Annotated in this window: 14 protein-coding genes; 4 read left to right on the top strand and 10 right to left on the bottom strand. The window is 59.8% G+C overall.

Annotation, left to right across the window (positions count from 1 at the left end):
* Positions 1–100 precede the first annotated feature (100 nt).
* The 7 genes from FHL16_RS25880 to FHL16_RS25850 all read right to left on the bottom strand — a co-directional run bounded on the left by FHL16_RS25880 (position 101) and on the right by FHL16_RS25850 (position 8,603).
* A complete protein-coding gene (locus tag FHL16_RS25880; RefSeq protein ID WP_010460951.1) occupies positions 101–1,192 on the bottom strand; it encodes an SMP-30/gluconolactonase/LRE family protein in 1,092 nt (363 codons plus the stop codon).
* A complete protein-coding gene (locus tag FHL16_RS25875) occupies positions 1,189–2,328 on the bottom strand; it encodes an SRPBCC family protein (RefSeq protein ID WP_077749676.1) in 1,140 nt (379 codons plus the stop codon). The genes FHL16_RS25880 and FHL16_RS25875 overlap by 4 nt, the downstream gene beginning before the upstream one ends.
* A gap of 100 nt (positions 2,329–2,428) precedes the next feature.
* On the bottom strand, positions 2,429–3,292 hold the full coding sequence (locus FHL16_RS25870) for a LysR family transcriptional regulator (RefSeq protein ID WP_010460947.1): 864 nt from the start codon (positions 3,290–3,292) through the stop codon (positions 2,429–2,431).
* A 54-nt stretch (positions 3,293–3,346) separates the two neighbouring features.
* Positions 3,347–5,071: a hydrogenase maturation protein gene (locus tag FHL16_RS25865; protein WP_077749675.1), complete on the bottom strand. Its 1,725-nt coding sequence runs from the start codon at positions 5,069–5,071 to the stop codon at positions 3,347–3,349.
* A gap of 300 nt (positions 5,072–5,371) precedes the next feature.
* On the bottom strand, positions 5,372–7,219 hold the full coding sequence (locus tag FHL16_RS25860; RefSeq protein WP_077749700.1) for an amidohydrolase: 1,848 nt from the start codon (positions 7,217–7,219) through the stop codon (positions 5,372–5,374).
* Positions 7,220–7,513: 294 nt separating this feature from the next.
* The gene (locus FHL16_RS25855) at positions 7,514–7,828 is read right to left on the bottom strand and encodes an SCP2 sterol-binding domain-containing protein (protein WP_077749674.1); all 315 of its coding nucleotides are present in this window, start codon (positions 7,826–7,828) and stop codon (positions 7,514–7,516) included.
* A 64-nt stretch (positions 7,829–7,892) separates the two neighbouring features.
* Positions 7,893–8,603 (bottom strand): histidine phosphatase family protein, encoded by a 711-nt coding sequence (locus FHL16_RS25850; RefSeq protein ID WP_077749673.1) that lies wholly within the window; start codon positions 8,601–8,603, stop codon positions 7,893–7,895.
* Positions 8,604–8,807: 204 nt separating this feature from the next.
* Here FHL16_RS25850 and sohB point away from each other — a divergent pair, with 204 nt between their 5' ends.
* From sohB to FHL16_RS25835, 3 genes are all read left to right on the top strand, one after another.
* On the top strand, positions 8,808–9,830 hold the full coding sequence (gene sohB, locus FHL16_RS25845; RefSeq protein ID WP_010460936.1) for a protease SohB: 1,023 nt from the start codon (positions 8,808–8,810) through the stop codon (positions 9,828–9,830).
* A 132-nt stretch (positions 9,831–9,962) separates the two neighbouring features.
* Positions 9,963–14,825 (top strand): NEL-type E3 ubiquitin ligase domain-containing protein, encoded by a 4,863-nt coding sequence (locus FHL16_RS25840; protein ID WP_238706192.1) that lies wholly within the window; start codon positions 9,963–9,965, stop codon positions 14,823–14,825.
* Positions 14,822–18,631: a dermonecrotic toxin domain-containing protein gene (locus FHL16_RS25835; protein ID WP_077749671.1), complete on the top strand. Its 3,810-nt coding sequence runs from the start codon at positions 14,822–14,824 to the stop codon at positions 18,629–18,631. Before FHL16_RS25840 ends, FHL16_RS25835 begins: the two co-directional genes overlap by 4 nt.
* A 50-nt stretch (positions 18,632–18,681) precedes the next feature.
* Here FHL16_RS25835 and FHL16_RS25830 read toward each other — a convergent pair whose 3' ends face one another.
* Together FHL16_RS25830 and FHL16_RS25825 are read right to left on the bottom strand one after the other, a co-directional pair.
* The gene (locus FHL16_RS25830; protein ID WP_010460931.1) at positions 18,682–19,176 is read right to left on the bottom strand and encodes a DUF934 domain-containing protein; all 495 of its coding nucleotides are present in this window, start codon (positions 19,174–19,176) and stop codon (positions 18,682–18,684) included.
* Positions 19,160–20,818: a nitrite/sulfite reductase gene (locus FHL16_RS25825; RefSeq protein WP_077749670.1), complete on the bottom strand. Its 1,659-nt coding sequence runs from the start codon at positions 20,816–20,818 to the stop codon at positions 19,160–19,162. Before FHL16_RS25825 ends, FHL16_RS25830 begins: the two co-directional genes overlap by 17 nt.
* Positions 20,819–21,342: 524 nt before the next feature.
* Between FHL16_RS25825 and FHL16_RS25820 the strand changes: the two genes are divergently transcribed.
* Positions 21,343–22,416: an ABC transporter substrate-binding protein gene (locus FHL16_RS25820; RefSeq protein WP_077749669.1), complete on the top strand. Its 1,074-nt coding sequence runs from the start codon at positions 21,343–21,345 to the stop codon at positions 22,414–22,416.
* Here the strand turns inward: FHL16_RS25820 and FHL16_RS25815 are convergent.
* Positions 22,413–22,631, bottom strand: a complete 219-nt coding sequence (locus FHL16_RS25815; protein ID WP_010460924.1) for a DUF2970 domain-containing protein — start codon at positions 22,629–22,631, stop codon at positions 22,413–22,415. The genes FHL16_RS25820 and FHL16_RS25815 overlap by 4 nt on opposite strands.
* Between the last annotated feature and the right edge of the window lie 376 nt (positions 22,632–23,007).

The following is a 23,007-nucleotide window of genomic DNA, read 5'->3' as shown; positions in this document are numbered from 1 at the left end:
CACCACATACCCCCTGTAGGAGCGAGCCTGCCAGTCAATATCACTATTGAATGGCAGACTGCCCGCGCGAGCAGGCCCGCTCCCACATTTTTGGTGTGCGTTATTTCTGGAGCGCGGTGTTCAGGGGCAGGCGCGCCATGTTTTTTGCCTTCAACGAACCCAGGTACAACCAGTCCCCATACTCGCGCACTGTCGTGATCGGCGAGTAATTACCGGTGCTCGCATCCTGCAGGTTGGCAATCACCTTGCCGTCCAGGTCCAGACCCAGCGCAAAGGCGCGCTTTTCCACGGGTTTGGGCAGTACCGTCAATGCCCGAACAATCATTTTGCGCACGAACGGGTGCTGCGCCGTGGCGTCGAGCAGCGCATTACGGGGTGCGTAGAGCGCCACCCAGAAACGGTCGCGGCCATTGAACGCGAGGTTGTCCGGCAACCCCGGCAGATTGTCGATAAATACATCGTGGGTTCCGGCATTCGGCCCGCTCAACCAGAAGCGGATGATGCGGTAAGCGCCGGTTTCGTTGACCAGCACAAAGCTGTCGTCCGGGCCCAGTGTCACGCCGTTGGCAAACTCCAGCGTGTCCAGCAACACCGTGGTCTTGCCGGTCTGGAAGTCGTAACGCAACAAACGGCCGTCGCCCCCGTGCTCGATGATTGCCTCGCCATCCTTGCCGTAGCCCCAGCGGCTTGAAGCGTCGCTGAAATAGGCGTAGTGCCCGGATTTATCGATGGCCACGTCATCGGTAAACCCGAAAGGCACGCCGCCGGCCGAGGTGGTCAGCGGGATCAACCGGCCCTGGGCATCCAGGGACAGCAAACCCTTCACGCCGTCAGCGATGACCAGCAACCCGTTCGGGTGCCGCGCCAGGCCCAGAGGCCGGCCGCCGGTATCGGCCAGCACTTTGGTGTCCTTGCCGTCGAGGCTGGTGCGGATCAGCCGGCCGTCGTGCAGCCCGGTGATGAGCACGTTATCTTCCAGCAGCAGCGCCTCGGGCCCTTCGATGTCCGCCGGGCCGACACGCTCCACCCCTTTGAGCCGCTGATTGTCGGCATACACCCCGCTGGTCAGGGAAGGCGCCGGCGGCGGTGTCCAGGCCACCGGTCGAACCTTGGTCGGGAACAACAATAGAAAAGCCCCCAGGACAATGATCAGCAGCGACAACAGATGGCGAAACCTGAAGGCGCTTCTCACACGCTGACTCCTGCCGGATTCAGGTTTTTCTGCGCCATGTCACGCAACGCCAGCATCGATGCTGCGGACTCACGCTCGATACGTCGCTTGAGCAGCAATCGATTAGTGATGCGCATCGCCAGGCCCGAGAATTGATACTCCAGGGTCCGTACAAAACGTGTGCCTTCGCCCTGCGCCTCGCATTCGTAGGTCACGACCAGCGACAACCCGTGATCACCGCGCGCCCAGGCACTCCAGCGGCGTCCTGGCAGGTATTCGTTGACTTCCCAACTCAAGTGCCCCGCGCGCCCGCCGGCACTGATGTCCTCCTCGAACCGCAGGCCGGCATGCAGCGGCCCACCCTGGCCCTCGACCTTCAGGGACGAAGGATGCCACTCCGGCCAACGGGTGACGGTGCTGGCATAGGCGAGCACATCAATCGGAGTTCCAGCGATAGCGATCTTGTGCTGCATGCGGGTCATGGTCGTACTCGTGAGGGGGGCAGGCACCGGCTCCCAGTACAGGGTGCCGAACAGGTAGTCCATCAGCGGGAAAACGATATTGAAATTGCGTTCCTGCATCAGCTCGCGGCGGTGATGCAGTTCATGCAGGCGGCGCATCTGGCGGATCCACGGCAGACGTGTGACCGGGTTGTCCGGCGGTAAATGCTCGCAGGCATGGAACACCTCGTACATCAGGTACCCGAGGACCAGACAGCCACCAAACAATCCGGCGACGTTGGCATTGACCTGCTTGAACAGCCACCAGGCGGGCAGGGTGAAGACCACGGTGTGGATCACGATCAGCCAGGCTGGAAACAGAATCACCCGCCAGTCCCGGGCAGTATCGTAGGTCATGTGGCCGGGGGCGAAAAAACTGTGATGGTCGCCGGCATGGCGGGCGTAGAACATCCGCGCGAAGCTCTTTTTGTGATGCCCCAAGTGCCGATGCACCAAGTACACGCCGAAGTTGAAGAACAACAGCGTCAACGGCACTGTCAGCCATTCCAGCGGCCGGACCTGATGCACAGTGCTCCAGAACCCACCGATGGCCAGCACGCCGAACAGCAGCACAAAGGCCCCGTGCAGCCAAGGGTTGTAGCGCGGATGGATGTCAGCGCGATAGCGATCGCGGAATGCCTGGGTGGTTTGCCTCACTGCGTTCACCTCTGCTTATTGTTATCACCAGCAGATTAGCTGATCTGCCCGCGCAAGCTTGAGCAAACCTGGATGACACAAGCGCCATGATCCGGTGTATTCAGGTCAGCGGATTCCAGCGCTGGGACCAGTCGTCGTCGATCTTGATCACTTCACGCAGTAAATCGAAGGCCCGTTGCAGGGTCGCCGAGTCGCGATCCCGCGAGTAAACCAGGTAGGTCGGGTAACTGAATTCCGGGGCTTTGGGCACGGGCTCCAGCACGCCGCTTTCGAGGTAGCTCTGCACCACGCGTGTACGGAAGTAGCCGCTGCCGCCGTTTTCCAGAATGTATTGCAAGGCCAGGGGGCCGAGGTTAAAGCTCAGGGCAGCCTTGGCTTTTTCCGGCAGGGCGGCATCGTGCTGACGGCGGAAGTCCGGACCCCAGTCGATATACACATAAGGATCGGGCTGCCCGGCGAGGCGTACCAGGATGAGTTTTTCTTCGAGGATCTGCTCGACTTGCAGGCGCGGCCAATATTCGGGCTGATAAACCAGCGCCGCGTCCAGCACCCCCAGTTCCAGTTGGCGCAGCAGGGTCTCGCCGTCGCGGATTTCCATGCGCAAGGCGTGACTGGGAATCTTCTCGCGCAGTTCGCCGGCCCAACTGAGCATCAGCGGATTGCACAGACTGACCTCGCCGCCAATGTGCAGCACATCGCGGTAACCGTCGGGCAACGGCAAGTCCCGCCGCGCGGCTTCCCAGGTCTCGACCAGTTGATTGGCGTACACCACAAAGGCCTCGCCATTGGGGGTCAGCCGCGCGCCGGCACGGTTGCGCACGAATAACGTGCTGCCCAGCTGGCTCTCGAGTTTTTGCACGCGCGCCGTGATTGCGGTCTGGGTGACGTGAAGTTTTTCCGCCGCGGCAGCCAGGCTGCCGTGGCGAACAATTTCCAGAAAGGTGCGAGCGAGATCAATGTCCATGGGGCGGCCGGTGCGGGAGGTGCCGGCATTGTAAACGGATCTGCGGGGGCCGGCTTATGTAGCAGCGGCCAACGGCTGCGTCCGGCTGCGCTGGCGTGCCCACTGCGCCACCAGCCGCACCGGTGTGCCGCACGCCTTGCGCTTGAACACAAAATGTCGGCACTTCTCGGCGAACTGTTTGCGGTCGTGCACCATGTCCAGTTCCATCGCCGCCAGCTCGGCGTTTCTGCAGTGCTGCATGAGTTGCGTATCGAGCCGGCTCTTGCGCTCGCGCACAGCGGCATACGCCGGATCGGTCAGCGCATTGCCCGCCCGTTGCAACAACCACCGGCCGAACGCGTCCGGACAGCGTGGGCCGATTTCCTGAACCATGCCCAGTTGCATGGCATGCGTCGCGCTGACCGGCAGGCACTCCTCGCAAAGTTTTTCCGCCATCCGCGGACCGACGGCGCGGGGCAGGCTGTAGGTCCAGTATTCAGAGCCGTACAGCCCCATGGTTTTGTAGTGCGGGTTGAGGACGATATCCGCGCGGGCGAAGACAATATCTGCGGCCAGCGCCAGCATCACGCCGCCGGCCCCGGCACTGCCCGTCAGGCCGCTGACCACCAGTTGCCGGGCGCTGAGCATCTCTTCGCAGACGTCGTCGATCGCCTGGATATTGGCCCAGGCCTCCAGCCCCGGCGCCTCGGCAGCCTGGATCACGTTGAGGTGCACGCCATTGGAGAAACTGCCGCGCCCACCCTTGATCAGCAGCACCTGGGTATCTCGGGTCTTGGCCCAGCGCAGAGCGGTGACCAGTCGCTGGCATTGCTCGGTGCTCATGGCGCCGTTATAAAACTCGAAAGTGAGCTCGCCGACAGTCCCCGATTCACGGTAGCGGATCGGTTGATAGGTTTCGGTGTCAGGGGACGAGGCGATCGATCCGTGGAGGATGGGCACGTTATTCAGCTGAGCAGCGAGTACATGCCGGGCTGGACGTTTGAAGGTTTCTTCGCCCGGCCGGGGTTTGCGTCGCATCGAACCGATCCACACACTGTGATCGCCGGTGGCGACCAGTACCGCGTCGTCGCGCACCGCCAGAATGTCTCCAGGTGTGCCGCTGCGTGAGTCCAGATGGGCGTCGTACACGTAATACTGACCACCTGCCAGGCTCGCCAATACGCCAGGTTGCCCGTCCGCTGCGTCGATGCAGCGTTTGATGAATCGCGAGCAGTCATGCCAACCGAAGGTCCGATCAGCCTGGTTCATGTTCGGCTGCAAGTGGCCCATCACCCGGGGATGATGTTCGACCGGTACTGGCTCATAACCGTCGATGAATTTGTCCACGACATCACGAATGCAGCGGATCGCGGCATCGCTGACCGGGCCGTTATACAGCTCGGATTTGCGCAGGCCTTGGGGGAGGTTGAATTCGCACGTAGACCAGACCGGCCCGGCATCCATGTCTTCCACGGCTTGAAGCGCGGTGACACCCCAGCGGGTCAGCTCACGGGTAATGGCCCAATCCAGTGCGCTGGCGCCCCGGTCACCGACAATGCCCGGATGGATAATCACCACCGGGCGATCACGGTTGCTCCACAGGAGTTGCGGCACCCGGTCCTTGAGGAAGGGGCAAATCACCAGGTCGGCCCCCGACTGCTCAATCTGCTCGCAGACAGCTTCTTCGTCGGTGAACAGCACTACGCTGGGGCTGTGTCCCAACTCGCGCAATTCGAGCCAAGCCCTTTGGCTCAGACCATTGAATGCCGATGACAACAGGATAATGTTGAGTGAACGCATGTTTGACTCTTCCTTGAGAATGGCCGGCCATCAGCCTCGAATAAGCCTTCATTGGCTTTCGATGCAAGTTAGGGTGCGGGAATGACAGGCGCTGGACCTTGATGTGGGTCAAACCATTCCGACTTGCCTGTCAGTTGAAAGAATAGGGCCGACGTCCTTGTGCTGGCACCTGTAAGAACCAACAGTTTTTTAGACGAGTTTGCGATGTCGGCGGTCGCTAAAGAAGGGGGGGGCGAGTGCGGCTACAGCCTGGGAGTCATGCCTGAGGCAGACCCCCAGTGGGTGTGGGGGAATCATTGTTCAAAACGCAAAACACGAACAGCCAAACGCGCCCCAGAACCCCTGAAAGTCGCTGACCGGCGCTGACGACAATCGCGCCCGCTCGTGGCTGTGCGCATGCACCGCGCACGCGCCGCTGCATTGATGCACCTGCGCCGTCAGTGGCGCCACGGGCTTCCAGTGGCCCGGCACCTTGGCGACGGGCGACCACTCGGGCACCACAGGAATCGGCGGCGGCCCGAGTTTTTCAAACTCGACGCTGCCGTAGACGATCTTGCCGTCGACAATGGTCAGCACCGACTCGATCCATTTGATCGCTTCATCGTCGATGTGGAAATAGTCCGCCGACAGTGCAATCAGATCCGCCAGTTGCCCGACCTTGATCTGGCCTTTCTTGCCTTGTTCGGACGAAAACCAGGCGCTGCCGTGGGTGAAGAGTTCCAGCGCCGTATCGCGGCTCAAGCCTTGCGGGTACAGTTCCAGTCCGCCAACGGTGCGGCCGCTGACCAGCCAATACATCGATGTCCAGGGGTTGTAGCTGGACACCCGCGTGGCATCGGTGCCGGCACCCACCGGAATGCCTTCGGCGAGCATGCGCGCAATCGGCGGCGTGTGTTCGGCGGCTTTGGCGCCATAGCGGTCGACGAAGTATTCGCCCTGGAAAGCCATGCGATCCTGAATGGCGATGCCCCCGCCCAAGGCTTTGACCCGCTCGATGTTCCGCGGGGTGATGGTTTCCGCATGATCGAAAAACCACGGTAAACCGGCGAACGGGATGTCGCGATTGACCTTCTCGAACACGTCGAGCATGCGGCTGATGGATTCGTTGTAGGTGGCATGCAGGCGGAATGGCCAGCGCTGTTCCACCAGATGCCGCACCACCGGTTCCAACTCCTGTTCCATGGTTTGCGGCAAGTCCGGGCGTGGTTCGAGGAAATCTTCGAAGTCGGCCGCCGAAAACACCAGCATTTCCCCGGCACCGTTGTGCCGCAGGAAATCGTCGCCCTGGCCGTAATGGGAGGTGCTGGTCCAGTTTTTGAAGTCGGTCAGCTCTTCCTTGGGTTTCTGTGTGAACAGGTTGTAGGCGATGCGCACGGTGAGTTGCTGGTCTTTGGCCAGTTGCTGAATGACTTGATAGTCGTCCGGGTAATTCTGATAACCGCCGCCGGCATCGATGGCGCTGGTCACGCCGAGGCGATTGAGTTCGCGCATGAACTGGCGGGTCGAGTTGACCTGATAGTCCTGCGGCAACTTTGGCCCCTTGGCCAGGGTCGAGTAGAGAATCATCGCGTTCGGGCGGGCGATCAGCATGCCGGTGGGATCACCATTAGCGTCCCGCTGGATTTCGCCGCCCGGCGGGTTCGGCGTGTCGCGGGTATAACCGACCACTTTCAGCGCCGCGCGGTTGAGCAGGGCGCGGTCGTAAAGGTGCAGCACGAACACCGGGGTGTCCGGTGCGGCTTTGTTCAGCTCATCAATCGTCGGCAGGCGCTTCTCGGCAAACTGGAATTCGTTCCAGCCACCGACCACCCGCACCCATTGCGGTGTGGGCGTGCGGTCGGCCTGGTCCTTGAGCAGGCGCAGGGCATCGACCAGCGATGGCACGCCTTCCCAGCGCAGTTCGAGGTTGTAGTTCAAGCCACCGCGGATCAGGTGCAGGTGCGAGTCGTTGAGGCCGGGAATCACCGTGCGTCCGTGCAAGTCGACGATCTGTGTGCCGGGGCCTTGCAGGGCCATGGCCTGGGCGTCGCTGCCGACTACCACGAAGCGTCCGTCCTTGATCGCGACGGCGCTGGCCTGGGGTTTCTTGCGGTCGACGGTGTGCAGGCGTCCGTTGTACAGAATGAGGTCGGCCGGGGTGTCGGGCATGGTTTTACTCCCTGCGATGAGCGGGCTGATCCAGGCACCGACGGCGCCTGCCGAAAGGCCTTGCAGTACACGTCGGCGGTTCAGACCTTCGTGGTTGTCAGGTGGACTCATGGCAGTGCGCTCCGTCAATTCATCGAGGGGCAAACAGCCGATGTCTGACGCATGCGGCCACAAGGAATATAGACGGCAAATTCAACGGTAGCCGATTTGCGGGGGCGGAAAACGACGAATCCCGCCACAAGGGGCGGGATTCGTGTGCAGCCAGAGAGGTTCCCGAAGACGGGAACCGCCGTCTTAGCTTGGGAACAGCTCGGACAGTTTCATGGCCAGCATCATGTCGCCTTCAGCGCGCAGTTTGCCGCCCATGAACGCTTGCATGCCGTCGGTCGAACCGTCGACGATGCCGTTCAGGGTTTCGCCGTCCATCACCAGAGTGACCTGGGCGTCAGGATTTTCGCCTTCCTGCAGCTCGCAAGTGCCATCTTTGACGACCAGCGAGAAGTTCTTGGTGTCGTCGATGCGGAAACCGAATACCAGGTCCAGACCGGCAGCGGCGGCTGGGTTGAACTTGGCTTTCATTGCTTGTACGGCATCAGCTACGGAGGTCATGGTTCGATCCTTTCTTGGGTAATTAGAGCTGGGTGATTACAGCCAGGGTCACAATAGTCCGGACTCAGCGAAACGTGATGAGTTCCGGTGCCTTCAACAGCTGCAAGTGCGCATGACTGTTGAAAGAAGACAGTGCCACCTCGCGACCGCGAAACTTCAGCAGGTTGAGCGAGGTGTTGACGATTTGCCAGTTCAGTTCAAATGCCTGCCTTGCGGGCATCTGAGTAATGAGGTGGAGCAGGGCAGTGATGGTGCCACCGGAGGTGAACACGGCGATTTTCTGGGTGTTGTCGGCGCTTTCGAGGAGGCGGTGCAGACCGGCCTGTACGCGTTCGACAAACCCAAGCCAGCTTTCAAGCCCCGGCGTGTCATAGGTGCCGGCGAGCCAGCGTTCGATGATCAGGGCGAAGATGCGCTGGAACTCGGCGCGGTTTTGCGCGGCATTGCGCAGGATGTCCAGGGCTTCGGGTTCATCCTCCAGCATGGCCGGCAGCAGCGCGCGGATCACCGCGTCGGCGTCGAATTCGTTGAAGGCGGAATCGATTTCCAGGGTCGGCACCGGCAGGCCCACGGCAGCGAACTGTTCCAGCGCGCTGGTGGCGGTGTGCTGCTGACGGCGCAAGTCGCCCGACAGGCAGCGGTCAAAGCTGACACCCAGCTCGGCGAGGTGCTGGCCGAGGATTTCTGCCTGGCGAACACCGGTCGGCGACAGGACGTCATAGTCGTCTGCACCAAAGGAGGCCTGGCCATGTCGAATCAGATAGATGCTGCCCACGTCCGCGTCATCCCGGTACGTTGAAGGTTTGGCGAGGTTATGAGGATGACAGTGAGCTGTCAATGAAAAAACATACGCTTGTTTGAAATGCCCGTTACAGGCCTGTTGCCAGAGGTTTCACGGCTGGCCGCCGAGGCGGAGCATGGGTATGCTGGCGTTGTCCCGCGCGTGTTTTAAGCCGCGCATCGTTTTGAAGGAGTCACTGTGGAGTTTTTGTCCGAGTACGCCAGTTTCCTGGCCAAGACCGTGACACTGGTGATCGCCATTCTGGTGGTCCTGGCCAGTTTCGCGGCGCTGCGCAGCAAAGGTCGGCGCAAATCGGCCGGCCAGTTGCAAGTCAGCAAACTGAATGATTTCTACAAAGAGCTGCGCGAACGCCTGGAGCAAACCTTGCTCGACAAGGACCAGCTCAAGGCCTTGCGCAAGTCCCAGGCTAAAACCGATAAAAAACAAAAGAAGAAACCCGAGGCCAAGCCGCGGGTATTCGTGCTGGATTTCGACGGCGACATCAAGGCGTCGGCCACTGAAAGTCTGCGCCACGAGATCACGGCACTGTTGACGTTGGCGACGCCCAAAGACGAAGTGGTACTGCGTCTGGAAAGCGGCGGCGGCATGGTTCACAGCTACGGCCTGGCGTCCTCGCAACTGGCGCGCATCCGCGATGCCGGCGTGCCGTTGACCATCTGCATCGACAAGGTCGCGGCCAGTGGCGGCTACATGATGGCGTGTATCGGCGAGAAGATCATCAGCGCCCCGTTTGCGATTCTGGGTTCGATCGGCGTCGTGGCGCAGTTGCCTAACGTCAATCGCTTGCTGAAAAAGCACGACATCGACTTCGAAGTCCTGACCGCCGGCGAATACAAGCGCACCTTGACTGTGTTTGGCGAAAACACTGAGAAAGGCCGCGAGAAGTTTCAGGAAGACCTGGACATCACCCACCAGCTGTTCAAGAACTTCGTCTCGCGTTATCGCCCGCAACTGGCCATTGACGAAGTGGCCACCGGTGAAATCTGGCTTGGCATCGCCGCGCTGGACAAGCAACTGGTGGACGAACTCAAGACCAGCGACGAATACCTCGCTGAACGAGCGAAGAAGTCGGAGCTGTACCATTTGCATTACGCCGAACGCAAAAGCCTGCAAGAGCGTATCGGGATGGCGGCCAGTGGGTCGGTGGATCGCGTATTGCTGAGCTGGTGGAGCCGGTTGACCCAGCAACGCTTTTGGTAACACTTTAAATTAACGGTCGCTTGCACTGCCTTGCAGTGAAAGCGACCGTTTTTTTGTGGCGGTATATAGATAGCGCTTTTTAAAAAAGTGGCTCGATAGGCTAGCGATCCTAGTCAGTTTCGAGTGATCACAATGTCTTCTCCGCCCACAAACTCAAACACGCCTGTGTTGACGCCAGATCAACAGGGTGTCTTTTTTGATCTGATTAAAAGTAATGCTCCTGCCTGGTTGCTGACTGCCTCAAGTCAACGGCGAAGTGAACTTTATGAAAGCCTGACCGCCAGCCATCGTTCAAGAGGTGAACTTGCCGACCTCCTGAAGGGCTTCAAATCGCCTGAAAGCGTCTGTCGTCCCTTACTGGCTCAAGCCATGTCGGACAAGCTGGGTACGCCACTGGATACGCAGGGCGTCATTTTCCAGCACGTGCGATCAACGTCCAGCCTGCTGGGACTTCGCAAGAAACTGGTGCTGCCGATTGATCGGGATCTGCTGTCGGCCGCCTGTGAAAATTTTGAACTCAGCGAAACACTGGCCGGAAACTATAGCGATACATCGTTAATTTATATCCCGCAAACCATCACCGGCACAGTCAATAAAGTCTTATCGATAGAGCCGCATGAGTTCGCCGCGTTGTGCCGCAAACTTGATCTTGGAAAACAATACCAGGCGCATGTCAAATCACTGTTTGAGCCAGCGTCAGGTATCAACCACTTATCTAACAAGTATGTTGCGCACGCCAAGAACAGCTTTGAAGTACAGCGGCATGTCGCGCTGATGAAAAAAGCCATAAGTGTCGAAATGCACCAGGCATTGAAGTCAGTCAAGGAACAGCGCCCCGTCAAACTTGGCAACCACACGCTGGGTTACCAGGCGTTGGAAATGTTTGATGTCACGGTCAATGGCGCGATGTTTATCGGGCCGGTCGAGGAGCATGACGATGACGATTACCGCTGCGTGGTCTACCTGCCGGATGACCCGCTGCACCCGTTGAAGGAATACGCGTCCTTCACGGATTTCGAGGTGGAATTGAGTAAGCGCCTGAGAACCTCCGCGTTCCAGAAATTCTTCATGCGCTACATCAAGCTGGGTGAACGGTCCGCGTTTCTGCAAGCTCTTGAAAAACGCTTGTCCGTCCCCGTTTCCTCGCCGCTTCCCGCGACCAGTGTCTACGTGTCGCTGTCGGGTGTGGACATACAAGGCGACATGTTCGAGGAAATTTTTCGTCAGTATGCGAATCAGGTCATCGCCGATGCCCGGCTTCTGGTGGTGCCCACGGACGACGAAGACGAAAAATCCCGACTGGACCGGCTGGAGACCTACAAGGCCATCAGCCTTAATGTCCTGTTGTTCGGCGCATCGTTTGTGCCGTTTGTTGGCCACATCCTCTTGGCTGTGACGGTGATGCAGTTGCTGTCGGAGGTGTATGAAGGCGTGGCCAGTTGGTCCAGGGGCGAGCAGGAGCAAGCCACGGATTATCTGTTCGATACCATCGAAAACCTGATCCTGATGGCCGCGTTTGCCGCCGGTTCGGCGGCTGTTGGTACCGCGTTTAAAAACATCAGGACATCCGTCTTCATCGAGCGCCTGAGAAAGGTTCCGGGTGTGGACGCTCGGGTCCGTCTGTGGAATCCCGATCTTACGGTGTATCAACAGAGCCGACGGTTACCCCCGGCACTCGCAGCGGATGCGAGAGGACTGCACTGGATGGACGGCCAGGCGTACCTTCCAATCGATACACATCTGTATGCCGTGCGGCCAAAAACGGCGACGGACCTGTGGGAGGTGATTGCCCCGGTGGGGAGCGGCGGCACCTATTCACCCGAGCTTGAAACCAACGATGTCGGGGCGTGGCGCCATGACTCTGAGCTGCCGCAAGAATGGGATCGGCTTAAATTGTTTCGCCGTTTCGGTTACACCCGCGACAAGGTGCCCGATACCACGGCGACGCACATCCTTGCCGTCTGCGGGATCGAGGACACGGTCTTGCGCCAGGCACACGTCGACCGCAGCCGGCCACCGGCACTGCTGGTCGATACAGTGCAGCGGTTTCGGGCGGATGCTGCGGTCACCGACTTTATCGAGCAGTTGAAAACCCCGTCGTCGGCAGTCTTGGCAGACCCGGATCTGCAATTGCACCTGCTGACGACGTCCCGTCATTGGCCAGACAACTCGGCCATCAAAGTTGTCACTGCCGCAGGCAGGCAAACGGGTTTCTATGGCGCGGCCACGGCGTTACCGGGGAAAACCGTCAGCCTCAACCAGGATGCTTTGCATAAGGGCCAATTACACACCTCGCTGCTGACAGCCATGGACAGCGCCCAACGCCAAAGCCTTCTGGGCTCCACTACCCAGGACGCGAGCGCGCGGGCAAAGGCCCTGACAAAGCTCATTGCCGATCAAGCCGAAAGCAGCAAGCTCGCGCTGTTCGAGCGGATTTACAAACGTACTGAAGTACCGGCTGATACCCGGGTCACGGTGTTGATCGACAAGATGGCCCAGCTGCCCTCGGCGATTGCCGAAGAACTGGTGCGGCATGCCGATGCTGCGGAGTTGAGCAGCCTGGAGGAGGGCAACGTACCCTTGCGTCTGGCGGAGGAAGCCCGTCGTTATTTGCAACGGGTGCAGATCAGTCGCGCTTACGAAGGGTTGTACCTTAATGCCGTGGGTGGGCTGGCCACCGACCGCCTGGTGCTCGACACCCTTGAGCAACTGCCGGGATGGACGGGTAATACCAGGGTTCAGTTACAGGCTTCGTCAGGTGCGCAAAGCGAGTCGACCAGCATTGGATCGGCGGACGCTGCGCAGAAGCTGCAGATCGACGTCCATCCTGATCGATACAGCGTGTCGATCGACGACATTGCTCCCGCCACCGCATTCTCGGGACGCACGCGCGAACAGTATTTCAAGGCCCTCTGGCATGGCCTCTCGACGCCGCTCAAAACAGCACTGGGCGTTAACCTGAGCGACGGCGGGGCAGCGTTGCGAGAGAAAATAACGCAGCTCGCCCTGACACGGCGAACCGCCATCGCGGAACTGATCGATGCACGCCCCCCGCGAGCGGGCTACACCTCCCCCATGCGGCTGGCAGACAGGCACGCCACGTCGTCTTCTCCCGTTATGCCGAGGCCCGTGCTCATCAAAACCACCCAAGACGTCCTGGTCCGCAGGGCGCTGGAACTGTATCCGATGCATTCCCCGGTTCGCATTCACGCGTTGGTAAATGATCTGGGGCAGAACGTGACGGTCGTCTTGAAGAAGCTGGAAGCGTTGAGGCTGCAATTTCAGACCATCAGGCAGGTACTGAGTCACTGGGTCAGTCGGCAAACCTGGTATCTGCAGCCCGATGGCTCAAGGCAGGAGGTCAGTCGTCTCGGCAAATATCGCATCGCTCAGGCGATCATTCGCTGCTGGCGCAACGAGCCCGAGGCGAGTGAAGCGGGCGCTAACCTACGCTCCACACTCAGCTTTGACGCCCAGCCTCTGGGCGAATTGCCGGTTATCGTCGGGGACTTCAGCCACGTCGAGAGGTTGGTGCTGGACGGCGTGGGCGCCAGCGCCGGGCTGAACGCCTTCCTGAGCAACTTCCGCACTCTTCGAAGCTTGTCACTGAGAGGCAATCAACTGACGAGGCTGCCGCTGGCGTTGAGTTCAATGTCCGGGTTGGTTCATCTGGATCTGAGCGACAACCTCATTCAACTGACCTCTGAATCGGTGACTCAATTGGCTGATATGACCAGCCTGCAATCAGTGAACCTGGCGTTTAACCCAAACCTTGTGAGGGCTCCCGATGTCAGCAAGTTGCAGCACCTGGAACACCTGAACCTGCAAGGCACCGGGATAAAAAACTGGCCTTTGGGCGCCTCCGGTTTGCCCAGGCTGAGTGAGCTGGATTTACGAGACAATCAGATCGAAATCCTGCCTGAGGATGTCTTCAAGGGGCATGCGGTCCCGAACAAAGGCACCAACCTGTATGGCAATCCTCTGTCCGCCGACACGTTGAAAAAGGTCGTGGTGCATCAGCAGAAGACCGGTGTAAGCCTGGGGATCATTGCTTCGGACTACCGTCGCTCAGGCGCTTACTCGCCGACCGAGGCTCACAGTTCCGCGTGGCTGACCGGGCTTGGCTCTACCGAAACCCGGCGCAGGCGCGGGTTGTGGGATTCATTGCGTGCCTATCCGGAATCCAGGAGCTTTTTCACTATGCTTGCGCAACTGTCCGAGACGGCCGATTACAAACGACTGTTCAGCCACTTCAGCCAGCGGGTGTGGAGTGTCGTGGAGGCTGCGACGGAAGATGATGGCTTGCGACGCAGGCTGTTTCGTCTGGCCCGGGTCGGAAGGTTCAGCGCTGATGGCTACTCCGCACTCTTCAGTGAGATGGAAGTGCAGGTGTTGTTTTATCGGGCCATGGCCGCAGCCCTCACCGGGCCTGCTTCGGTGGAGCAGCAACTGATCACCCTGCTCAGGGGGTTGTTCAGGCTGCATGAGGTCGAGGGGTTTGCGCTGGCGGATATCAATGCGCGCACCGGTCCACAGTCCGGAAGCTACGAACAAGCTCTGGAAATCAGTCTGGCGTATCGCGTGGGGCTGGCCGAACGCCTGAGCTTGCCGGCTCAGCCCAGAATGGTGACATCGGCGTTGGATGTCCAGGTGGCGCCGGCGGCGCTGGAACGGGCTTATCAGAAAGTCCTGACCACCGAACGCACCAGCGCGTTGCTGGAATGGATGATCATCCAACGGTTTTGGGTGGAGTATCTGGAGGTGTCAAATCCAGATCGTTTCCTGGCAATCGCCGACCGCTCGGCACGAGATTTTGCCCAGGTGGAGAGGCAGGCTGAACTCACCCGTCCAGTGGCCACCGAACGCCTGAACGCCATTTTCGATAACTTCAAAAATGAACGTCGGGCATTGATCAGGCAGCTCACCGGTGCGGCGCTGATGCGCCATCCTGCGCCGCCAGTCCCGGGGCCCAGCCATTCGGGGGCCGCTCAATGAACGACATCGCTCACGAGTCTGCTGATAGCCCGACACCGTCGGCGGCGCCGAAATGGCGTGATGAATTGAAAGCCGTTATCGATCTCGCCTTGCCACAATCCCCAGGGCAGTTCGGCGAATGCCTGATCAAGCAAAAGTGGGGCGCGGGCATCGACCCGCAGACGGCCTTGCTGGTCACGCTCGATTACCATTACAAGGGTCATCCTGCCGAGAACGGTTTCGAGCAGGGACGAGTGGCAAGTTCCCGGTCGCTGCTGCACGCGCTGCTGTCCAACGACCAGACGGTGGGTGACGGGCGTTTTGCCGAGACGGCGTTCGGCCTGTACACGCCGCCGGACGTGGGACCGACGATTCGGATTGTCGAGCACGTCGACGAATTCGCCGATCACGGCAGCGGCAATCACCAGACCTATGAAGGCATCTACCGGCAGACCACCCCGCAGGTATATGGGCCGCTGACTCAGCTCAATCTCAGGCCCGCCGATTTCAAGAAATGGGTCTGGGAGCTGGAGCTCAAGGACCTGTACCAAGCGTATCTCGATCAGGCATGGCCAGCCGACGCTGTGCAGGTGGCGGCCAGACCGTCCGCATTGAGAACGTCGGTCAAGGCGGCGTTCGTCATGGCGGCCTGGTTGCAGAGACATGAACAACGCCTGACGCAAGAAGGTCTGGCGCTGGCGATGCGGGCGGCAGGTCTGTCCGCCGATCAGTCTTGGCAAACGCTGACCCTTGAGCAGCTGCAAGCAGCGACTCGCGTACCTTCAACCGTCAAGTTCGGCCTTCTGAAACTGTACCGCTACACCGCGACCGATATCTGGGCCTTCCGTGACACCGTCAGTGCCCGTGTGCTGGTGTACATCCCTGGCAATTCTTCCCCGCTGCATGAATTCGCCAATACCGCGCAGTTGCGCCAGTGGGTTGCCACGCAGGGCAAGCTCGACGCGACCAGGCAGGCCTTGGCCCGTCACTTTGCCGAGGACGATCGCGAAGATGGAACGTTTCACGCCGGCGTTCTGACAGCGCTGGATGGCATGGCGATTTATCCGGCTAAACATTGGCTGGGCAACAACGCCGGTTTCTTCAACAACGATGGCTATTGGGACCCGAACGATTACATCGGCTTCGATGATCCGGCGGCGGCGACCGACCCTTTTGCCCGCCTGCTAATGACAATGAAACAGGCCGCACGGGCAGAGCTTCAGGCCATCCGTGACGATGCGCAGGTCAACCGGGATCAGTTGAGCGCCGTCGTCGAACCCGTTGTGCAATGGGTCAACCGGTTTGGTCCGCTCGCCTTGTTTGTCCCAGGAGGCGAGGGGGTGCTGGCATTGGCCGGACTCATTGACGCCGGGTATGGCCTGAATCAGGCGGTCAATGGAAAAACGCCGGGCCAACGCTCGGAGGGCCGGACACGCACGGTGTTTGGCTTGCTGAATGCGTTGCCGATGCTGGGTGCCGAGTCAGCGCTCAATGGGAGCGCTGCGCAGGCCGATAGCATGGCGGAGCGCGTCCGCGAGCCCAGCGTCGATCCGGCAGAGCCGGGCGCCCGTCCTGCGTCGGAACCGGCCGTTGCGCCGACGCCCTTGAACCCTCGCATCGAATTGATCCGTGGAATCGGCCCCTCGGTGGCCTCCTTCAGCGATGAGGTCCTGGCGCAGATCGCCAAGGTCAGCGCGGTCGACGATGACATGCTGCGGTTGATGCAGACGGGCCGTCCACCGACCCCTTTATTGGCGGATACCATCAGCCGCTTCAAGATCGATCAGGATCTCGGTCTGGAAGCAGACACTGTGCTTTTCAACCAACGCTACGAAGCGCTGCAAAAGTCGGAGCATGAATGGGTCCGGCTATTTCAGCGCGAGTACCCCGACCTGCCGACAATCGCCATCGAGCAGATGCTCGACCGCTATGGCATCGACATCACGTCGTTGCCAGATGCGACCGAGGCCAGGCAGGTATTCGCGCGACTGGACGGCAAAGCCCGGCAATATCAACAGCATGTCCGTCTCGACCGGGTCTATGAAGGCTTTTACCTGCGCTCGGTCGCGAATGCCGAGACGGACACGCTGGCATTGCACTCGCTGAACAATCTGCCCGGCTGGCCGAAAGACCTGCGCATCGAGGTCCTCGACGGTGCGTCCTCTGGCCGGGTGCTTGATCGTTGCGGCCCCCTTGACAGCCCTCACTGCCGAAACATCATCAAGGTGGGAAACCGTTACCTGCGCCAAGGCCGGCAAACGGATGTCTATGACGCGGTCCTCGGCGTGCTGACGGACGAGGAACGCTCGGCGTTGCACCTCACGTCACCAGACCCGGCCAAGGCGTTGCGGCTCAACCTCGGCGATCGGGCATTGTCCCGTGCCGATACCCTGCTCGGCCTGCAAAGGCTGGACACGGGGCTGACCTTTGAACGGCAGGGACTGCGCGGCGGCGGTTACCCGACAACCCCTCAGGGTGACGCCCTGAAGTTGCAAGCGATCAAGTTGCAGTTCAAGGATATTTATCCGGACATCAGCGACGCGAGCATTGATCAGGTGTTGCTGCTGGCAGAGGGCAGGGTGCAGGCGTATATCGACCTGCTGGCTCTGCAACTGCAACAGCTCAATGTCGATTTGACCGAATGGGTCGATCAAGCGGTACAAGACATTGCCGATATGGACGTTCCCTTCGTGGCCATGGGCGATGAGGAGGCGGAGGGGATGAACCCTGCGCAAATCGCCGTGCACAATGCCCACGTCCTGCACACCGCCCTGCAACAGGAGCGCGGGGTCAGGACTGAGCTTGCCGTGGAGCTTGTCGCCATTTGGCAAAAACGCGGGCCGCTGCAAGATCGTGTCTATGTCGACGGGCAACTGCGTGGTGTCAGGCTGGACCTGACCTTCGAGGACTTTCACCGATTACCCACGCTGAATGCCAGGCTCAACGATGTGATCGAATTGTCGATGCATGGTTTTCACCTGACCGAGCACGAGAGTCTGAACGGGTTCCTGGAGGGCTTTCCGAACCTTGAAGTGTTGAATCTGGAAGGCTTCGATTTGCGTCCTTTCTTCGTAGGCGGTGACGCAGGGCGCGCCTTGCCGCCCGTTATCGGGCAGTTGCCGAAACTGGTCTCACTCAATCTGCGAGCCACACAGTTGGCATTCACTGAGCGCGCCGCTTCACAATTGAGTGATCTGACCCACTTGCAAACCCTGGACTTGAGCGACAACCCGTTGGGCGTTCCGCCAGTGGTGCTGGGCATGAACAATTTACGCCAGCTCAACCTGAGGAATACGGCGATCAATCGCTGCCCTGTCGGGGTCAAGGATGAGCCTTATCTGACGATGCTGGACCTGCGCGACAACCGTATTAACCGGGTTCCGCCCGCGATCATCAATCAGGCGGTGGCGGACGACCGCGTATTGCTATGGGGCAATCCGTTGACAGACGAGGACACGCTGCACCGGTTGATCAGTCATCGTGAACAGACGGGCATCAATCTGTGGCTGAGCGCTCCGGCCGCGGATTATGGTACGCCGACGGTGTGGTTGCGCGACTGCGACGAAGCGTTGCAACAGTCCCGACAAGCCCTTTGGCAGCGATTGGCAGGTAAACCCTCCGGTACGCGGTTTTTAGCCGTCATAGACCGGCTGAGCCTGACGGCCGATTTTCGGGTCAGTTACCTGTCACTTCAGGCGCGAGTCTGGCGATTGTTGCAAGAGGCCGATGCTTCAGAGGACATGTGGGGGCGGATAATTCGCGGGAGCGGGCGCTTCGATCACCCGATGGCGGCATTCCGGGCGCTGGAGGCGCGTGCGGGTTTCTAAGCGAAGGAGGGCGCCTTGAACCCCGGGCGGGGTTCAAGGTTTTGCCGGTATCAGCGGCGACGGAACAACGGCAGCGGTTCGTCGGTGGCGGCCTGATAGGTCACCGAGAAGTCCTTGAGACCTTCAAGGGCTTCATACGGGTCTTTATCGGCGCGAATGGCAAAGGCGTCGAACCCGCAGCGGTGCATGTAAAAGAGCTGGTCGCGCAGCACATCGCCGATTGCCCGCAATTCGCCTTTGAAGCCATAGCGGTCACGCAGCAGACGTGCGTTGGAGTAGTTGCGCCCGTCGGTGAAGGCCGGGAAATTCAGGGCGATCACTTGGAACTGATCGACGTCTTCACCGATTTCCTCGGCTTCTTCATCGGCATCCAGCCACACGCCAAGACCGCCATCGCGGGCCTTGAGCATACGACTGTGTTCGCGCCACAGCTGCAACGGGACGATCAGGTCGTCGCAGTTGCTGATCTCGTCGATGTTGAAATCCTTGGGCAGCAAGTGCCAGGTTTCGTCGACGACCTCGTTGTTCTTAATGATTCGCTGCATAGACGCGTTCCTTGAAGAGGTCGATGCCAATACGCTGATAGGTGTCGATGAAGCGCTCGTCTTCGGTACGTTGTTCGATGTACACGTCGATCAGTTTCTCGATCACGTCAGGCATGGCTTCCTGGGCGAAGGACGGGCCGAGGATCTTGCCCAGGCTGGCGTCGCGGCTCGCGCTGCCACCGAGGGAGACCTGGTAGAACTCTTCGCCTTTTTTGTCCACCCCGAGGATGCCGATGTGGCCGACGTGGTGGTGACCACAGGCGTTCATGCAACCGGAGATGTTCAGGTCCAGTTCGCCGATGTCGAACAGGTAGTCCAGGTCTTCGAAACGACGCTGGATCGACTCGGCGATCGGGATCGACTTGGCGTTGGCCAGCGAGCAGAAATCACCGCCAGGGCAGCAGATGATGTCGGTCAGCAAGCCGATGTTCGGCGTGGCGAAACCTTGCTCGCGCAACTCGCCCCACATCGCGAACAGTTGGGACTGTTCAACGTCGGCCAGGATGATGTTCTGCTCGTGGGACGTGCGCAGTTGACCGAAGCTGTAGCGATCGGCCAGGTCGGCCACCGCGTCGAGCTGCTTGTCGGTGATGTCGCCCGGCGCAACGCCGGTCGGCTTCAGGGACAGGGTCACCGCGACATAACCCGGCTTTTTGTGGGCCAGGGTATTGCGGGTGCGCCAGCGGGCGAAGCCCGGGTGTTGTTTGTCGAGCTCGGCCAGTTGGGCCGCCTGGTTGTCCAGGGCCTTGTAGTCCGGGTCGACGAAGTGTTTGGCGACGCGATGCACTTCGGCCTCGGTCAACGTGGTCTGGCCACCGCGCAGGTGTTCCATTTCCGCGTCGACTTTCTGGGCGAAGACTTCAGGCGTCAGGGCCTTGACCAGAATCTTGATCCGCGCCTTGTACTTGTTGTCACGACGGCCATAGCGGTTGTAGACCCGCAGGATGGCGTCGAGGTAGCTCAACAGGTCTTGCCACGGCAGGAATTCATTGATGAACGCTCCCACTACCGGTGTACGGCCGAGACCACCGCCCACCAGCACGCGGAAACCGAGTTCGCCGGCCGCGTTGTGCACCGGCTCGAGCCCGATGTCATGGACTTCGATGGCCGCACGGTCAGACGTCGAACCGTTGATAGCGATCTTGAACTTGCGCGGCAGGTAGGCGAATTCCGGGTGGAACGTGGTCCACTGGCGAACGATCTCGCACCAAGGGCGCGGGTCAACCAGCTCATCGGCAGCGACACCGGCGAACTGGTCGGTGGTGACGTTACGCAGGCAGTTGCCGCTGGTCTGGATCGCGTGCATCTGCACGGTGGCCAGCTCAGCGAGAATGTCCGGGATGTCTTCCAGCGCCGGCCAGTTGAACTGGACGTTCTGCCGTGTACTGATGTGGGCATAGCCCTTGTCATAGTCGCGGGCAATCTTGGCCATCATCCGCGTCTGGCGCGAAGTCAGTTGGCCGTAAGGCACCGCCACCCGCAACATCGGCGCGAAGCGTTGGATATAAAGCCCGTTTTGCAGGCGCAGGGGGCGGAATTCTTCTTCGCTCAGCTCACCTGCCAGATAGCGTCGGGTCTGATCACGGAACTGCTTGACGCGGTCCTCGATGATCCGCTGATCGTACTCGTCATATACGTACATATAAGTCCTGTTCTCAGGCTTGGGCCGGTCGGATCCCGTTGCGTTTTTTCGCCTGGAGGTCTCCGATGCTGCCTCGGCAATTCTGCGCGCACGGCCGCGCACTCCCTACGGAGCCGGGGCAAGATACCAGTTTGCAGTTATGCGCAAAAGTGATGTTTGAGTATATGTAAAGAACCAAAACGACTAACGAGATCCGTTATTGATAAGCCCGTATTTGTCGTGAGGGCAATCGTCGTCTTTACTGTGGTCGAGTCTTTATGCAATCACCGATAAAACCGACAAGAGGCGATGCAATGAGCAACCCTACCAAAGCGACAAAACCTGATAGCACGGTCGATGCCTGGGCGATTCTGTTCCTGATCATTCTGGTCGTGGGCACCGCTGTATTTTGGGTCAGCCATCAATAACCGACCCCGTCCGGGCCCGGTTCCGACGATTGTCGGACAAAAACCGGAATAAACGCCGTTTGCCGGGACTTCGCTGGCTATAATGCGCGGCGAAAATTTCCGGGGGCTCGGGCGTTAATGTTGAAGTTTGTCTACACCTTCCTGCTGATGCTTGGCGCGGCTTGGGGTCCTGTCGCGCATGCAGAGTCGGTGTTGTTCCTCAATCCGGGCAAGACGGATGAGGCCTTCTGGATCAGCTATTCGCAATTCATGCAGGCGGCCGCCAAGGATCTGCGCATTGATCTGCGAATTCTGTATTCCCAACGCATGCCCGAGCTCACCGTGGCGCAAGCCCGCCTGGCCCTGCAAGGTCCCGATCGTCCGGACTATCTGGTGTTCGTCAACGAACAGTATGTCGCTCCACAGATTCTGCGCCTGGCTCAAGGCAGCAGGGTGAAGCTGTTTACGGTCAACGCTTCGCTGACCGCCAATCAGCTGAGCCTGCTGGGCGAGCGTTCCGATCGATTGGGCAGCCTGGTGCCGAACGATGAGGAGGGCGGCTACCTGATGCTCAAGGAGCTGATTCGCCAGCATCCACCCGTGGCGCCTGGCCAGGTCATCGAATTACTGGCGTTCTCCGGCCTGAAGATCACGCCGTCGTCGCAACTGCGCGAACAAGGCATGCTGCGCGCCTTGGCCGAGCACCCGGAAGTGCGCTTGCGCCAAGTGGTTTATGGTGGCTGGAGCCGGGGAAGGGCCTATGAGCAGGCCAAATTGTTGTTCCGGCGTTACCCGAATGTCTCGTTGGTGTGGTCTGCCAATGACGAAATGGCGTTTGGCGCCATGCAAGCCTATTCGGAGACGGGTGGCGTGCCCGGCAAAGATGCCTTGTTCAGCGGGGTGAACACGTCGCCCGCTGCATTGCAGGCGATGATCGACGGTCGCCTGAGCGTGTTGGTGGGCGGGCACTTCACATTGGGCGGTTGGGCGCTGGTGGAGTTGCATGACGTGGAAATGGGCGTGGATCTGGACCAGTACGGCGGGCGCGACCGGTTGATTCCGGTATTGCAACTGATCGACAAGGCCCACGCCAAGCGGTTGCTGGCCATGGGCGCATCACCGGATTACGGGGTGAATTTCCGTCGTCTGTCGGCCAAGGGCCGGCCGACCTCCTATCGCTATCCGTTCAGCCTGCAAACCCTGATGCGCTAACGCCCCGCCAGATGCACCACCAGTTGCACGATGCCGAACAGCGTCAATGCAAACACCGCCGTGAACAGAATCCCCAGAATCACGAAATGACTCGGCTTGCCGTGGGTGAAGTCCCGCGCCCGATTCTTCCCGCTCTGCACACCGAACGCCGCCGCCATGACGCTTTGCAGCATCTGCCAGAAGGTCGGTGGCTTGTTGTCGACTGGATCGTCCATAAATCCCTCGTCATCAATGTGTGAAGAGTAAGCATAGACAATCCGCGGCATGCACAAAGCAAATGTGGGAGCGAGCTTGCTAGCGAAGGGGTCGTAGCATTCAACATCTTCGTTGACTGTCACATCGCCTTCGCGAGCAGGCTCGCTCCCACACTTGATCGGGTTGATCCACACGTTTGTGAACGACCCAAAACAACTGTGGGAGAGAGCTTGCTAGCGAAGGGGTCGTAACATTCAACATCTTCGTTGACTGTCACATCGCCTTCGCGAGCAGGCTCGCTCCCACACTTGATCGGGTTGATCCACACGTTTGTGAACGACCCAAAACAACTGTGGGAGCTAGCCTGCTAGCGAATTGGCCATAACATTCAACATC

Source organism: Pseudomonas sp. FSL W5-0299, assembly GCF_005930655.1.
Lineage (GTDB): Bacteria > Pseudomonadota > Gammaproteobacteria > Pseudomonadales > Pseudomonadaceae > Aquipseudomonas > Aquipseudomonas mandelii.
Note: the sequence above shows the minus strand (reverse complement) of the source record. Positions and strands in the feature narration are given on the sequence as shown.